We start from the raw sequence: 16,464 nt of genomic DNA, 5'->3' as shown, positions 1-16,464 counted from the left end.
CTTTAGCAGACTGGGACTAGCTCCCAGTCTTTTTTTACACTTTCCTCAAGTCCGACAGTCTGTTATACTGTTAGCCATGAGGTGATGACATGGAATTTTTATTAGTAGGTGTCGGTGGTGCCTTGGGGGCTATTTTGCGCTATTTGCTAGGGCTATTGCCTTATCAAGGTAGTTTTCCACTTAAGACTTGGGCCATCAACTTAGTGGGGAGTTTCTTGATTGGCTGGTTGAGCGCGCGCTTAGGGCGTCAAGCCTGGTTTCCGGGCGATCAGCTACTACTTATCACTGGTCTCTGCGGTGGCTTTACCACCTTCTCCACCTTCAGCTTGGAGAATCTCAAACTCCTGCAAGCAGGTCACTATCTCCAAGCCCTGCTTTATATGGCCAGCAGCCTAGTCCTAGGCTTAGCCTGTGTCGCCCTAGGCTACTTCTTAGGCCAAGGCAAGCTATAAAATACCAAAAGGCTGGAAGCGAATTAGCTTCCAGCCTTCTCTTTATATGAATTAGATAGCAACCACATTAATGGCCTGCAAACCGCGAGAAGTTTCTTGGACATCATAGGAGACCGCTTGGCCTTCATTCAAGGTCTTGAAACCTTCTGCTTGGATATTCGAGAAATGTACAAAAACATCGACCCCGTCTTGACCTGAGATGAAGCCAAAGCCCTTATCGACGTTAAAGAATTTCACTGTACCGTTTAACATGACTTTCCTCCTTATTTTTCTGTGTAATACATCATTCAAATAATCAAGAAGAAAGCAAAGCATCTTAATCATTTTCTTAATTAATCTACCACTCTGATACTATAATGGAACAAGTTCCAAAAGTAAAGTCTTTTTGCCTATTTATTTTAGAATTTAGCTACTTTTTGGCAAATTTCTCCTGGTCCCCCTTGAGACTTGGCGCTTATGGCGTCCTATGCTACACTATAATAGAAGCAAAGGAGGGCTCCCATGTATAAGATTCTACTGGTCGAAGACGACCCTATTATCGCCCAATCCATCCAAAATATCCTCGCCACCTGGCACTATGAGGTCATCCTAGTCCAAGAATTTGATAAGGTTTTGGACCTCTATCTGCAAACCTCACCCCAGTTAGTCATTCTAGACATTACCCTACCCCTCTTTAACGGCTACTACTGGTGCCAGGAAATCCGCAAAGTCTCCAATGTCCCCATTCTCTTCCTGTCCTCTCATGACCAAGCCACAGAAATCGTCATGTCCATTAATATGGGGGCAGACGATTATATTACCAAGCCCTTTGACAGTATGGTCTTGGTGGCCAAAATCCAAGGCCTCATGCGCCGGGCCTATGAGTTGACCGCCGAGACAGAGTTTTCCGAGTATCACGGGGCCATGCTCAATCTCAAGACCACCCAACTCCACTATCAGGGCAACTTGGTCGATTTAACTAAGAACGAATTCCAGATTCTGCGGGTCCTCTTCGCCTCAGCTGGTCACTATGTCAGCCGCGACCAACTCATGCAAGAACTCTGGTCCAGTGAAGTCTTCATCGACGACAACACCCTCAGTGTTAACATGGCCCGTCTCCGTAAGAAATTAGAAGGCGTGGGCCTGGAGGACTTCATCCACACTAAGAAAGGAATTGGCTACGGCCTGGTGACTGCTAATGAAGCCTAACTTTTTCTTATCCTGGCTACGCAACCGCCGCTGGCTACTAGTCAGCAGCCTCTTGCAAGACGGCCTACTGCTGCTTTCGGCCTTTGCCTTTCCGCTATACAAGGACCTTGCCCTCTATATCTTGATCCTAAGCCTAGTCTTACAAGTGACCCTGGCAGGCCTAGATGCCTGGAAGGAATGGCGCCACAGCCAACGGGTTGAATTGCAGCTGACCAATCACCAGCACCATCTTAAGGACTCCAATTCCACTTTGGCTGAGCAGACCATCTGGCAGGGCCTGCAAGAGGCTCACCACCAACTGATCCAAGCCCAGCAAGCCTATCAAGCCAATTACCATGAACAGTTAGATTACTATACCCTCTGGGCCCACCAGGTTAAAACACCCCTATCGGCCGCCCAACTCCTAGTCGAGCAGCTGGATCCAACGGGTCCCCTCCGGCCCCTTCTGCAACAGGAACTCTTCAAGATTAGCCAATATGTCGACCTGGTCTTACACTATCTGCGTATGGATACCTTCCACCAAGATTTGTTCTTAGAATCTGTCAAGATTCAGGATCTAGTCAATCAAGTGGTCAAAAAATACGCGAGTTTCTTTATCCATAAACCTCTGACCCTGAAATTGGAAGGTCTGGACTATGTCTATGTGACCGACCGCAAGTGGCTGGAGCTCATTCTGGAGCAACTCCTGTCTAATGCTATCAAATACACCCCGCAAGGGACCATTAAGATTAGTATCCAAGAGGGTATCTTGACTATTGCCGACACAGGCATTGGTATCCAAGCCCAGGACATTCCTCGAGTCTTTGAACGTGGTTTTACGGGCTTTAACGGCCGTGTTTCTCAACAATCCTCTGGCTTGGGCCTCTACCTCTGCAAGGCCATCGCTGCCAATCTAGGCATTGGCCTGACCCTCAAGTCCCAAGTGGGCCAAGGCACTCAAGTTCAATTGGACTTGAATCAAGCCAAATTAGCCCAAGATTAAGTCAGTCACTGCCAAAGTGACAATAATGTAAGATTAAACCGGAAATTGCAAGCCAAAGCTAAGGTAAGGCAATTTCCGGTTTTATATAATGAAACTATCAAATAACTCAAGAAGGAGTGACTGACATGACTTTACTAGATGTTCAACACGTACAAAAAACTTATCATACACGATTTGGCGGCCAAGCCGTCCAAGCCCTCAAGGATATTCACTTTTCAATCGAAGCAGGTGAATATGTGGCCATTATGGGGGAATCAGGTTCTGGTAAGACCACCCTACTCAATATCTTAGCCCTCTTAGATCAGCCAACTAAGGGGCTGGTCTATCTCAACGGCCAAGACACCACTACCATTAAGCAAGCCGATGTGGCGGCCTTCCGCCGTAATGAGCTGGGCTTCGTCTTCCAAGACTTCAACCTCTTAGACACCCTATCCGTTAAGGACAACATGATCCTGCCCCTAGTCCTCTCCAACCAACCTGCCAAGCAAATGGATAGCCGGGTTAAGCCGGTCGCTAACCTACTAGGTATTGGCGACCTCTTAGATAAGTTCCCCTATGAATTATCAGGCGGGCAACAACAGCGGGTAGCCATTGGCCGGGCAATTATTACCCAACCTTCCCTCTTATTAGCCGACGAACCAACAGGGGCCTTAGACTCCAAGTCCTCGGCCATGATTCTGGACCAGTTCGAAGCCATTAACCGCCAGGGCCAAACCATCCTCATGGTCACCCACTCAACAACTGCTGCCAGCAAGGCTAAGCGGGTCCTCTTCATTCGCGACGGCATTCTCTATCACCAACTCTTCCGCGGGGACAAGACCGACACCGCCTTCTTCCAACAAATCAGTGACACCCTGACCGCCATGGCAAGTCGAGGTGAGTAAGATGAGCAAAGTACTCTTTCCCTTAGCGCTGGCCAACCTGCGCAAGAATTACCGTCTCTATGGGCCCTTCGCCCTGGCCTTCGTGACCTCGGTGGCCCTCCTCTATAACTTCATCACCCTGGCCTTTAATCCTAGCCTGTCTAGCCTGCGGGGAGGTCCTTCCATCGTGACCGTTCTGGCTCTGGGCATGATTATCCTGGCCATTACCGGGGCCGCTATTATCTGGTATGCTAACGGCTTCGTCTTCAAGCAAAGAACCAAGGAATACGGGCTCTATGGCATCCTAGGCCTTGAGCGTCGCCACCTGCTCTCCCTAATGTGGATTGAAATCACCGTCTTCAGCGGCCTGTCAGCCCTAGTTGGGATTGCCAGTGGTGCCCTCGTCAACCGCCTGATTCTGGCCCTCTATCAACGGATTATGGATTTGAGCCTGGAATTGGATACCAAGTTCCAGCCCCAATACTTGTGGACCTGCCTGACTTTAATCCTCCTACTATACTTAAGCCTGATTGTCATTAATAGCTGGCGGATTTTCCGTCTCAAGCCCCTGCAACTGGTCCGCGAAAGTCGACGCGGGGAGAAGAAGGGCCGCTTTACCTGGCTCAGCGCCTTAGTTGGCCTAGGCCTCATGGGCTACGGCTACTACTTGGCCTTAAGCATTGAAAATGCCCTGGCTGCCATCATGGTCTTCTTCCTGGCGGTCCTCTTAGTAACAGCCGGGACCTACTTGCTCTTCCAGGCAGGCTCCATTACCCTGCTCAAGTTCCTCAAAGGCCGCAAGTCCTACTACTATAAGCCAGAGAACTTTATTTCCACCTCTAACCTGATCTTCCGTATGCGTAAAAATGGGGTCGGACTGGCCACCATCTGCCTACTCTCCACCATGGCGCTGGTGACCTTATCAGCGGGGATTTCCCTCTTCCTAGGGACTGAATCAGCCATTAACCGTTTCTACCCTACTGACTATAGTCTCAGCCTCAACTACTCCTATCAAGTGCCTAGTGTGGATGCTAGCAAGACGCTAGAAGAGCAATTAAGTCAATTTGGTCAGAAATATCAACTAGACCTAGTAGATATGGATCATACCCACTACATCCAGGTCATGGGTAAATTCCATGGCCATGATTTTACCGGCCAAGAAGTTCATGTCGACAGCGAAACTGGCATGGTCAAACATGATAATCCGGACAAGGAAAGTGCCACCCTCAATATTATCAGCCTAGCAGACTATAATCACTTAAGCGGTCAGAACTATCAATTGGCAGGCAACCAAGTCCTCTGGTTCGACAATCAAGCGAGCGCGGCCGATCGCAAGAATCAAGAGATCCAAGTGTCTGGCCAAAGCTTCCAGATTCAAGAACACCTGACCTCTAACCTCTTGGAAACTAAGGCACCAGACTTCACGATGAACTTCGTTGATCACCGGACCCTCTTAGTTGTCTCCGACCTGTCCGTCATCCAAGACAAGCTAGCAGGCACCAACTTCATTAGTCGTTACACGGTCTATGCCAATAGCCAGGCCAGCCACGACCAACAACTGGCTTCTGCCGAGCATTTAGTAGATGTTTTGAAGGTCGTGCATGTTGATGAAGGCATTCCCGTTAATGCTTCCTTCCTGGTTAAGGCGGAAATCCGCGACTCCTACATGCAGATGATTGGTTCTATCTTCTTCATCGGTATCTTCCTAGCAGCTATCTTCCTACTGGGCCTAGCCTTGACCATCTACTACAAGCAAATTTCTGAAGGCCTGGAAGACGCGGATCGCTTTGAAATCCTTCAAAAGGTCGGGCTGACCAAGCAAGCCATCCACAAGACCATCCGCAAGCAAATCACTGTGGTCTTCTTCGCCCCAATTATCTTGGCCCTCTGCCACCTGGCGGGCGCCTATCACATGATGAGTCTAATTCTGCGTTTGATTTCCGCTATGCGCCTAGAAGATATCTTGATTCCAACTATTGGCACAGCCCTGGCCATCACCCTCTTCTACTTCCTGGTCTTCTTGATTACCTCACGCAGCTACGAGAAGATTGTCTCCAGCAAGAGTTAGGAGGTCCTAGCTATGAGCCGCTTGCTCCAAATTCCGCGCGCTATCAAACTCCTAGCCCTCTGCCTCCTCTCACTATCCTTGGGATTGCTAGTCTTTGTCAAGCTCAGCCTCCACATCTGGTTGGCCCATTTGGGCGGCAAATTGGCCCTGATGACGGCTGGACTCCTAGCTCTAGGCCTAGCCCATCTCCTCTTGACTTAATAGCCCACAGCAAAAGAGACAGACCCCTTAGAAGGTCTGTCTCTTTTAGCTTATAGTTTGAGTTCTGGATGAGCTTGCAGGTAGTCGGCAATGGCCGCCACGTCCTTGTCCCCACGACCGGAGACATTGACAATAATGATTTGGTCGGGCGACATTTGAGGGGCCCGCTTAATGACTTCCGCTAGGGCGTGAGAGCTCTCAATAGCTGGAATAATGCCTTCCAGACGGGTCAGGAGCAAGAGGGCCTGAACAGCTTCGGTATCTGTTGCTGGCACATACTGAGCCCGGCCAGCATCCTTGAGATAGGCATGTTCTGGTCCTACCCCAGGATAGTCTAGCCCTGGCGAAATGGAATAGACTGGCATCACTGAGCCATCTTGATTGAAGAGCGCGTAGGTCTTCATGCCATCCACGACCCCGACAGTCCCCAGGGTCAAGGTCGCCGCATGACGGTCGGTCTGGAGACCATGGCCAGCTGCTTCAACCCCCACTAGGGCTACCTGGCTATCAGGTAAGAACTCGGCAAAGGCCCCAATGGCATTGGAGCCACCACCTACACAGGCAATGACCATGTCAGGTAGGCGCCCTTCTTTTTCCAGAATCTGACGTCGTGCCTCTTGACTAATGACCTTCTGGAAGTCCTTGACCATGGAAGGATAAGGATGAGGGCCTACAGCCGAACCTAGGACATAGAAGGTGTCCTCAATGCCTTGGATCCATGCGCCAAAGGCAGCATCCACGGCTTCCTTGAGGGTTCGCTCCCCTTCTTGTACGGCGTGAACGGTAGCCCCTAGCATTTCCATGCGGAAGACATTGAGGCGTTGGCGCTCCACATCCAAGGCGCCCATGTAGACATCGCATTCCATGCCAAACTTGGCAGCAGCCGCCGCAGTCGCCACCCCATGTTGGCCAGCGCCAGTCTCAGCTATGACCTTCTTCTTGCCCATACGCTTAGCCAATAGGATTTGCCCGATGACGTTGTTGAGTTTGTGGGCTCCCAAGTGGTTGAGGTCTTCACGCTTGAGATAAATCTTAGCCCCGCCCAAATGCTGGGTCAAACTCTCGGCATAGTAGAGAGGGGTCTCGCGACCTGAGTAGTCCTTGAGGTAGTGGTGGTATTCAGCCAGAAATTCTGGGTCATCCTTGTAGCGGTCATAGGCCGCCGCTAATTGGTCCAGGGCCTCTTGTACAACTGGTGGCACATAACTGCCGCCAAATTCTCCGAAAAAGCCTGTTGGTGTTTGTGTTAATTCTTGTGTCATAAGGGGTTCCTCCTCTAATTTTGCTTATCTGTCTGATCAAAAGTCAAAGCTAGCTAAGATACAAAAAGAGCCACATAGTAGCGACTATGCGGCTCTTAATCTCCTGATCGGGAACAAATTCGCCAACATAGATGCATCTTAGACCACGCTAAAAGTTGCATCTATGTTCCAGAACATACACACAACTTATCTATGCCAGCTTTGCCAACTTTGAGTTGTTGTAAATGTCATGGCGAATGCCCTCCTTCTCTCTCATTTGATTCTCATTATACACCTTTTTTCTCAGAATGCAAGCCTAAATTTCAAAATAAGAAGCCCCAGCTCTCAAATCGAAAGCTGGGGCTTGTCTTATCTAACTAGGCTTTAGTCTTCATCTGTCGCTTGGCGTTTGCGCGTCGCAACTAGGCCGACACTTGCTAAGATAGTCAAGGCCACACCTGAGAAGAAGCTATAGTCTGGGGCTTCACCGGTTGCTGGTAAGAGCCCTTGTGTTTGCACTTCTGGCTCACTTGGAGCGACTGGTACAGGCACAACGCTTGGCACATATTGTGCCGTCACCTTGCGCCCGTTGCGGTCAACTCGAACCACGGTCACACCACTTGCTTGGCCTAAGAAGCCTGCTTCTGGCGTGAAGGTCACAGAACCATCTGGGTTAAGAACATAAGTCCCTTCCCCTGGTACGGTTAATTCAGTTTGACCATTTTCGAAGGTAGCTGGGATAGTTAGATCCACATCGCCTTCAAAGACTGGCGTCCCGGTTTGTTTTTCACCTGGGTAGCCGGTTGAAGTAGTATCTTGTGTCTTGGCTTGTCCGTAAACCGTTGGGATGTACTGAATCTTCAGTTCTTTCCCGTTGACATCACGACGGATAACGGTAATTGGACTTGCTTGACCAATAAAGTCTGGTTCTGGCGTGAAGGTCACTTCCCCTGTCTCAGGGTTGACGGTGTAAGTCCCTTGACCTGGAACGGTCACGCTAGTGACCCCACCTTCAAGATAAGCTGGCACTTTGGTATCCACTTGGCCCTTGAAGTCTGGTAACTTGCTTTGGCTTTGACCCTTCATGCCCTCGCTAGTTACGCTAGCGTTGACCACTGGTGAATAAGTTGCCTCCGCAGTCGTCCCGTTGACGTCAGTAGCTTGAACACGAGCTGGAACTGGTTGGCCGACATAACCTGGATTTGGTGTGAAGGTCACAGTGCCGTCTTGGGCTAAGCTGTAAGTCCCGACTTGCTTGCCATCTTGGTCTAGGGCTGGAATAGTGGTGTCAGCCACAGCTTGGCCATTGACCACAAATTTGAGGCTGCCTGGGACTAAGTCAACGCTTTGTTCAGTGCCGTCAATTTTGGCAGAACCTGGCGTAAACTTAACTTGACCTGTTTGGGCTTGGTTAACCACGCCTGAAGAGTAGTCGTCGTTGGCACCTGGTTTAACTGGGACAACCGTTGCTTGGTAAGTAGCCGTCACTGGAGTGCCGTTCTTGTCGACACGTTTGACCGTCAATTGTGAACCTTGGCCCGTGAAGGTCTTCTCTGGCACAAACTCGATGGAACCATCTGCTTGGATAGTGTAGACCCCTTCGCCGATGACGGTCTTAGTGGTGGTGCCGTCTTCGAAGGTCATTGGTACGGTATCATCCATTGGCACAACAGAAGCACCTGGCGTGAAGACTGGACGAGCCGTTTGTTTCTTGCCCTGCACTCCAGTTGAAGTGGCTGGACTACTTGTTGGGGTGACTCTAGCTACTGTTGGGGTATAGGTTGCGGTGACTGGTGTACCGTTCTTGTCGACACGTTTAACAGTGACTGAGTCTGGTGTCCCTACGTATTGCTTGTCTGGCGTAAAGGTAATAGAACCATCTGGGTTGATGGTGTAGACACCGACGTTTGGCACAGTCTTAGTGCTTGAGCCATCTTCGAAGGTCATTGGGCTATCCGCATCAATTGGAACCAATGGATCACCTGGGGTGAAGACTGGCGTCCCTGTTTGTGGCACACCTTGAACACCTGTTGAAGTGGCTGGACTACTTGTTGGGGTGACTCTAGCTACTGTTGGGGTGTAGGTTGCGGTGACTGGTGTACCGTTCTTGTCCACACGTTTAACCGTTACTGGATCTGGAGTCCCAACAAATTGTTTGTCTGGGGTGAAGGTAATGGAACCATCTGGGTTGATAGTATAGACACCAACGTTTGGCACAGTCTTAGTGCTTGAGCCATCTTCGAAGGTCATTGGTTTCGTATCATCAAGTGGTACTAATGGGTCCCCTTCGGTAAAGGTTGGTGTGCCCTTTTGTGGTTGACCTTGAACACCATTTGATTCAGCGTTGGTGCTAGTTGGCGTTACTCGGTTCACTGTTGGAGTGTAAGTGGCAGTCACTTCCGTCCCGTTCTTATCCACACGCTTCACAGTAACTGGGGCTGGTGTTCCCACATACTGCTTGTCTGGGGTAAAGGTAATGGTCCCATCTGGGTTGATGGAATATTCCCCTACACCTTGAACTGTCTTCTTAGGCTGACCATCTTCAAAGGTCATTGGCGAATCCTGGTCGATTGGAACCGCAGGATCCCCTTCCTTGAAGACTGGCGTTCCTGTTTGTGGCACACCTTGAGGACCGCTTGAAGTGGCTGGTGTGCTGCTTGGGGTGACCTTAGTCACGTTAGGTGTATAAGTAGCAGTCACTTCCGTGCCATTGGTATCGACACGTTTAACCGTCACTGGAGTCGCCTTGCCAGTAAATTGCTTAAGTGGTTGGAAGGTAATGGATCCATCTGAATTGATGGTATAAGTTCCTTCATTGGCTACAACTAAAGTATCCGTCCCATTTTCAAAGGTCATTGGTTGGGCCATATCAATTGGCACAGCCTGATCACCTGGGGTGAAAGTCGGCTTACCGCTTTGTGGTTGACCTTGCAAGCCAGTTGACTCCGCATTGGTGCTGCTTGGTGTCACGCGCGTAACTGTTGGGGTGTAAGTGGCCGTCACTTCTGTCCCATTTGTGTCTACACGTTTAACTGTGACTGGAGTTGGTGTCCCGACATATTGCTTGTCTGGCGTGAAAGTAATCGTGCCGTCTGACTCAATGACATAAGTCCCGACTTTATCCACTTTCTTAGTTGTTTGACCATCGTCAAAAGTCATGGATTTAGTCATATCAATTGGCACAGCCTGATCACCCGGGGTGAAGGTCGGCTTGCCACTTTGTGGTTGACCTTGCAAGCCACTTGAAACAGCATTGGTGCTTCTTGGTGTCACTTCCGTCACAGTTGGCGTATAAGTCGCGGTTACTTCGGTACCATTCTCGTCAACTCGTTTGACCGTTACTGGCGCTGGTGTCCCCACATATTTCTTATCTGGTGTGAAGGTAATGGAACCATCTGAATTGATGGTATATTCCCCAACTCCGGCAACCGTCTTCTTAGGTTGACCATCGTCAAAGGTCATTTGCTTGCTGTAGTCGATTGGAACCGCAGGATCCCCTTCCTTGAAGACTGGCGTCCCTGTTTGTGGAACACCTTGAGGACCTGATGAAGTGGCTGGTGTGCTACTTGGGGTGACCTTGGTCACGTTAGGTGTATAAGTAGCGGTCACTTCGGTCCCATTAGCATCTACACGTTTAACCGTCACTGGAGTCGCCTTGCCAGTGAATTGCTTAAGTGGCTTAAAGGTAATGGAGCCATCTGCGTTAATGGTATAAGTCCCTTCATTCGCCACTTCCAAGGTGTCTTTCCCATTTTCAAAGGTCATGGCTTTGTTCATATCGATAGGGATTTGTGGGTCACCAGGGTTGAAGCTTGGCTTACCACTTTGTGGCTGACCTTGCAGGCCGGTTGACTCCGCATTGGTGCTGGTTGGCGTCACCTGGGTTACCTTAGGTTGGTAACGCGCCCGGTGTGGTTTACCATCGGTATCATTGACCTGAACCACCACTGGGTCTGGCGTGCCATAAAAGTTTTTGTTAGGCTTGAAAGTCACTTGGCCTGTGTTTGGATCCAATTCATAGGTCCCGACTTGCTGGCCATTGGCCATGGCAGGCACTGTGTTACCAACTACTGGCTGACCACTGGCATTCACAAAGCTAGCAGGACGAGACGCGTCTGGTGTGACAGGAGTCGCACTGCTATCATCATCGTTAAAGACTAGCATTTTGTTTTGATCTAGCCCTTGAATACCAGTCGTTTCATAGTTAGGAATCTTCCGAACAGTTGGCACATAACGACCGTCCATAGTGGATAATTGATCATTCTTATTAGGGTCAGACGCATCAGTAGAATTCCAACCAGTCGAGGTGCCGTTGCTGTCAGTCCAACGAATGTTGATTCCCTCAGCAGTTCCAGAAAAGGCCGCATTTGGCGTGAAGGCTACTTGCACGTCATTGCCATTGCTAGTCACCACATAGGTCCCTTCTGGACGAATATAAGTCGTGCCATCCGCTGACTGCAAAACATTGCCCTGATTGTCTAAGACTTGAGGCGCTTGGCTAGTCATGGTAGTCGTGGCATTATTATCATCTCTGCTCCCCCCACTTGTAGTGAAGTGTAGGGTTGCATTCTGAGTTTCACCCGTGAAGCCATCCGTTGTTTGCTTCTCGCCTTTTGGTGGGAAGATGCGGTGTAAGAGCATATCTTCTACTTCACCACTAAAGGCAATACCTGTTGGCTTCTCAATATCACCTGCATTAGTGGCAATACGGAAGCGCATGCCCAATTCATCAACTTGACCTCCATTAATGGCTGGATTGGCCTTAAAGGTCAAGGTATAGTCTCCAGCAGTCGTAACCTCTTGTAAGTTACTTGCTTCATCCTCATCGAAAACTCCATTTTTATTGAAGTCAATCCATGCCTTGACATAGGATTTAGCATTACCATTTGGATTAGCCTTAATTTTAATTGTATAGGTCCCATTTTTGGCCTTATCCAAGTCTAAGAGATCGTTAGACTTGCTTAATTGATCATCCGCAAGTAATTGACTCGCGCCTTCGTCATTGTGTTCCTTTTTATCATCCAGAAGCCAGTCATTAGCTGACTCAACATCAATATCAGCTGGTGTTGTCCCTAAATAAGGTTGATTAATAGGGGCGTCGGTCACTGAGTCACGTCTTGAAATGGTATGGAAGGCTTCGCCATAACTCTCAGGCGCATCACTCCCATCTACCACGAGGAAGCCCATCATCATGGCTTGTTGCCCAGATGAAGCTACATAGAATCCTACTTCAGAGGCTCCACGCGTCATCACGACAGGAACCGTCCGTTCGTTAGAACGGTTTGGTCCGAAGACCTGAGTACCCAGACCTCCTGTCACAGTATCTGGACTGAGATATTTATACCAGTCTACGCTCTTATCTTTTAAGATTAAAAGACCCCTTAACCTAACGTCCTCATCATCCAACATTTTTTTGGTGATAACCGTATAAGCTTCTTTGGCCGGACTGCTCTTCTTCCATTCACCCATGTATTCCCAACCCGAACCATTAGTAGTAAAGATTGCGAATTCACCTGGGTTGGCATCTTCACCATCGGCCATAACCACCGTAGGGGCCACCCGCTTACCAAGATAGGTAGCCTCAATATCGAATTTTACCCCCCAGTTGGTAGAGTTTTTTGGATAAACCAATTGAGTCTTTCGATTCTGAGTATTGAAGCCTTGGTCACGTATGGTCGTCCATTGGTTCTGGGCTGCCCCTGTAACTGAAGGAGGTGGTGTTTTACCATAATCTCGCGCAGATTGTAAGAAACCATTCTCAGCGTTGGGGTTATAGGTCCCCTCTGTTGCAGTACCTGCGACCCGTTTTCTATAGATTTCAGTTGAGTTAAAAGGCTTGAGCTCTTTGACCGTTAAGGTCACTACATAGCCAGGTGAAATTTCCTTGGTGAAGGTAGTCCCTACCTTAAGGCCGCCACGTGAATCCAAGTTTTTCCAACTTGCGCTATCTGAAAAATCAAGCCAACTAATTTGCTTAGCTAACTGAACACTGTCTTTCTTAACTGATTCATCCCAGCTTGGTTTATCAACCCGAGGCGTAGCAGTTGCATCGTCTGCTCCGGCAGGACCTGTCCCGATAGGAATCCCAGTCGCCCCACTATCGCGGAAACCTGTCCCCTTAGGGATGGTTTGGCCTTGGCTACTTGGCCGTGGCATAGCTGCGCTAGTAGGTTTGGCTACTGGCTTAACTGGGTAGCCTGGTGTTTTCACCACTGGCTTGTCCGCTTGAGGTGCAACTTCTGCTTTGGCTTCAGGCTGCGCTGAGTCTGAAAGCTCCTGTGCCGCTTCTTGACTCGTCTCACTCGCCTGACTTTGTTGGTCTGCTTGGCTAGATGATTCTGATGCTTGACTTGAAGCCTCCAGCTCCTTAGCGCTTGACTCTGCAGCTTGGCTAGCTACTTGCGACTGCTCCTGATCAGCTGATTGGCTCTCCGGCGCTACTGGTACTTGACTAGCGCTTACCAAGTCACTGCTATTGCTTAGCTCTTGAGCCGACACCACCGGCCCATTGGCAAAATAAATACCGAAAGCCACCGCAACTGAGACAGCGCCGAAGCTATACTTTTTAATACTGTAGCGAGTAATCTTCTCGCCCTTGCCTTGGTCATTCATCAGTTTATTATTCTTACTGAACATTGACTCTTGTCCCCCTTAACCTTAATTCTAGCAAATAGATGATCACCTTGATGCTCATCCTCCCCCATGAAAAAGAAAACACCAGCACTTCGTCAGGATAAAGCTCCATTGTGAATAGCCACCTATTTAATTCCGTAGCTAATTATAATACATCTTCTAGTAAAATGCACGGTATTTTTCAGTATTTCAGCAACAAAATTTTACTATTGCACATGCAAGTGCTCCTTGACTAAACAAGCAATCATCACATTACTTAATAGCGAACGATAGGCGAATTTCACTAACTATATTTAGTGTTTAGGACCACATAAGGCCTAGTACTTTCAAACCGTACAAAAAAAGACCGAGACAGGGTCTCGATCTTGTGTGGTGATTAGTCTAGATTGCTGAAGCCTTCGCCAAGCAAGTTGGTCTCTGGCGACACATTCCAGATGCTTTCGGCGTAACGCAAGATGGTGTAGTCTGACGAGAATTTGCCCGAGTAGGCAATGTTGGTCAGGGCACGTTTAGCCCATTCCTTAGGCTCTTGATAGAGCTTGTCAGCAGCCATTTGCGCTTCATAGAAGCTTAGGTAGTCTTGCAAGAGGAAGTACTCATCATTGTAGAGGACCAAGGAATCGAATATTTCTCGCCCTTCTGCTTCGATATTAGGGATAGTCCCGTCAATGAAGGCATTGAGCACACGCTTAATCTGTGGATTTTCCTCATAGATACCCCGTGAGTAGTAGTTATTAGCCTCACGCAATTGTTGGACCTCGTCGGCCGTCATGCCAAAGAGGAAGATGTTATCGTCACCGACTAGGTCATAGATTTCAACGTTAGCACCGTCCAAGGTCGCCATGGTTAAGGCCCCGTTAGCCATTAACTTCATGTTAGAAGTCCCGGACGCTTCCTTACCCGCCAAGGAAATTTGTTCCGATAGGTTAGCAGCAGGAATAATCAATTCGGCTAGGGAAACCCCATAGTTTTCGACGAAGACAATCTTAATCTTGTCCCCAATGGCTGGGTCATTGTTAACCAAATTAGCCAATTCATTAATAATCTTGATGACAGACTTGGCATAGTGGTAGCTTGGTGCCGCCTTGGCCCCGAAAATGAAGACCCGCTTAGCAAAGTCAGCCTTAGGATTCTCCTTGAGAGTCAAGTAGCGATCCACTATATGCATGACTTGCAGGAGTTGGCGCTTGTAGGCATGGAGTCGCTTGATTTGCACGTCGAATAAGGCAGTCGGGTCAATGTCTAGCTTCATCTCTTCCTTAACGAAACGAGCAAAGCGTTCCTTGTTGGCCAACTTGACTTCTTGCAGTTGCTCTAGGACCTCATCACTGTCGCGGAAGGCTTGGAGAATATTCATTTCCCGTGGCTTGAAGCGCCAACGGTCGCCAATATATTGGTCTAAGACCTTGCTGAGGCCTTCATTGGCTAGCTGGACCCAACGGCGGTGAGTCACTCCATTGGTCTTGTTGTTGAAACGGAATGGGTAGATCGTCTTGAAATCCCGCAAGGTGTAGTGTTCCAAAATCTCGGTATGGAGCTTGGCTACCCCGTTAACACTGTGGCTGGCAATAATGGCCAGGTTAGCCATGAGCACTTGATCCCCGTCGATTGGGGCTGTACGGTGGGCTAGTTCCGCCCCGTAGAGGGCTGTCTTGTTAACCAAGTGACGGCGGTTGATTTCATAGATAATCTGCATAATCCGTGGCAAGAGACCTTCAATCATGTAGATTGGCCAACGTTCCATGGCTTCCGCCAAGATGGTGTGGTTAGTGTAAGAAGTTGATTTCTTAACGATGTTCCAAGCTTGACCCCAAGTCAGGCTCTCTTCATCGACCAGAATCCGCATCAATTCTGGAATACAGAGGGTTGGGTGGGTATCGTTAATGTGGATGGCCACCTTATCTGGGAAAACGCTCCAAGGCAAGCCTAGGGTCTTGAAGTAGCGGACAATACTTTGAATCCCGGCTGAGCACATGAAGTATTCTTGCTTAAGACGCAAGAGACGGCCTTCATAGTTAGAGTCATCCGGATAGAGCACTTCCGTGATTTCTTGGATTTCCTTGCGTTGCTCAGGGGTCGTGAAATAAGACTCGTGGCCTGGCGGAATTTCGGCTGAGAAGAGCCGTAGGTTATTGACCACATCGTTACGATAGCCGATTTGTGGTGTATCGTAAGGCACCGCCAAAACATCAAAGGTATTCTCATAGACTGGCTTCAAGTCCCCAAATTTATTAGGTTCCAACCAGACATTGCCGCCAAAGCGAACAATAACGGACTTGGACTCCTTGCGGACTTCCCAGGAGTTAGGGTTACGCAACCAGTTTTCTGGCAATTCAATTTGGTAACCATCGATGAATTTTTGCTTGAAGAGCCCGTAACGGTAGCGAATACCGCAACCATTGCCTGGCACGCCAGTGGCTGCCATGGAATCCATGAAGCAAGAAGCCAAACGGCCCAAGCCTCCGTTCCCCAAGGCTGGATCGACTTCAGCAGCCGCTACGGCTTCAAAGTCTAGGCCCAATTCTTCTAGGGCCGTCCGAGCCGTGTCTAACAAGTCTAAATTAAGTAGATAGCGTTTGAGCTGGCGACCTGGCAAGAACTCCATGGAGAAGTAGAAGACTTGCTTCTGCTTACTGTCCAGTTTTCCTTGGTTGTAGTGGACCCATTTGTCAGTATAGATAGAGCGTAATAATTGGCCTAAGGCTTGGAATTGTTCGGTGGTGCTACCAGAGGTATAAGGCACGGCGAACATGTCTTCAAACTTCTTCTTATAGGCGTCTTTGAATGCATCGACCTTCATTAATTTCCTCCTTAATCAGTAGGGCATAAGCCCAAG

10 protein-coding genes are annotated in these 16,464 nt (G+C 49.0%); 6 read left to right on the top strand and 4 right to left on the bottom strand.

What is annotated here, in order from left to right; genetic code table 11:
• Positions 1-89 precede the first annotated feature (89 nt).
• On the top strand, positions 90-452 hold the full coding sequence (gene crcB, locus Q0339_RS00620) for a fluoride efflux transporter CrcB (protein ID WP_298076839.1): 363 nt from the start codon (positions 90-92) through the stop codon (positions 450-452).
• Positions 453-503: 51 nt separating this feature from the next.
• Here crcB and Q0339_RS00615 read toward each other — a convergent pair whose 3' ends face one another.
• Positions 504-704 (bottom strand): cold-shock protein, encoded by a 201-nt coding sequence (locus tag Q0339_RS00615; RefSeq protein ID WP_298076838.1) that lies wholly within the window; start codon positions 702-704, stop codon positions 504-506.
• Between the two features lie 249 nt (positions 705-953).
• On the opposite strand from Q0339_RS00615, the gene Q0339_RS00610 reads away from it, so the two are divergent.
• From Q0339_RS00610 to Q0339_RS00590, 5 genes are all read left to right on the top strand, one after another.
• Positions 954-1,640 carry a response regulator transcription factor gene (locus Q0339_RS00610; RefSeq protein ID WP_298076837.1) on the top strand — a complete coding sequence of 229 codons (687 nt, stop codon included), beginning with the start codon at positions 954-956 and terminating at the stop codon, positions 1,638-1,640.
• Positions 1,630-2,622, top strand: a complete 993-nt coding sequence (locus tag Q0339_RS00605; protein WP_298076836.1) for a sensor histidine kinase — start codon at positions 1,630-1,632, stop codon at positions 2,620-2,622. The genes Q0339_RS00610 and Q0339_RS00605 overlap by 11 nt, the downstream gene beginning before the upstream one ends.
• Positions 2,623-2,747: 125 nt before the next feature.
• Entirely contained in the window at positions 2,748-3,506 is a 759-nt protein-coding gene (locus Q0339_RS00600) for an ABC transporter ATP-binding protein (RefSeq protein ID WP_023391891.1), read from the top strand.
• A 1-nt stretch (position 3,507) separates the two neighbouring features.
• Positions 3,508-5,553, top strand: a complete 2,046-nt coding sequence (locus Q0339_RS00595) for an FtsX-like permease family protein (RefSeq protein WP_298076835.1) — start codon at positions 3,508-3,510, stop codon at positions 5,551-5,553.
• A gap of 12 nt (positions 5,554-5,565) precedes the next feature.
• A complete protein-coding gene (locus Q0339_RS00590; RefSeq protein WP_298076834.1) occupies positions 5,566-5,754 on the top strand; it encodes a hypothetical protein in 189 nt (62 codons plus the stop codon).
• A gap of 50 nt (positions 5,755-5,804) precedes the next feature.
• Here Q0339_RS00590 and trpB read toward each other — a convergent pair whose 3' ends face one another.
• The 3 genes from trpB to Q0339_RS00575 all read right to left on the bottom strand — a co-directional run bounded on the left by trpB (position 5,805) and on the right by Q0339_RS00575 (position 16,428).
• Entirely contained in the window at positions 5,805-7,016 is a 1,212-nt protein-coding gene (gene trpB / locus Q0339_RS00585) for a tryptophan synthase subunit beta (RefSeq protein ID WP_298076833.1), read from the bottom strand.
• A gap of 363 nt (positions 7,017-7,379) precedes the next feature.
• The gene (locus Q0339_RS00580) at positions 7,380-13,631 is read right to left on the bottom strand and encodes a CshA/CshB family fibrillar adhesin-related protein (RefSeq protein ID WP_298076832.1); all 6,252 of its coding nucleotides are present in this window, start codon (positions 13,629-13,631) and stop codon (positions 7,380-7,382) included.
• A gap of 373 nt (positions 13,632-14,004) precedes the next feature.
• Positions 14,005-16,428, bottom strand: coding sequence for a glycogen/starch/alpha-glucan phosphorylase (locus Q0339_RS00575; protein WP_298076831.1), 2,424 nt, complete (start codon positions 16,426-16,428; stop codon positions 14,005-14,007).
• Between the last annotated feature and the right edge of the window lie 36 nt (positions 16,429-16,464).

It is taken from the genome of uncultured Abiotrophia sp. (assembly GCF_938010525.1).
In the GTDB taxonomy this organism is placed as follows: Bacteria; Bacillota; Bacilli; order Lactobacillales; family Aerococcaceae; genus Abiotrophia.
The sequence above is the reverse complement of the archived record's forward strand: the minus strand, read 5'-3'. Positions and strand labels throughout refer to the sequence as shown.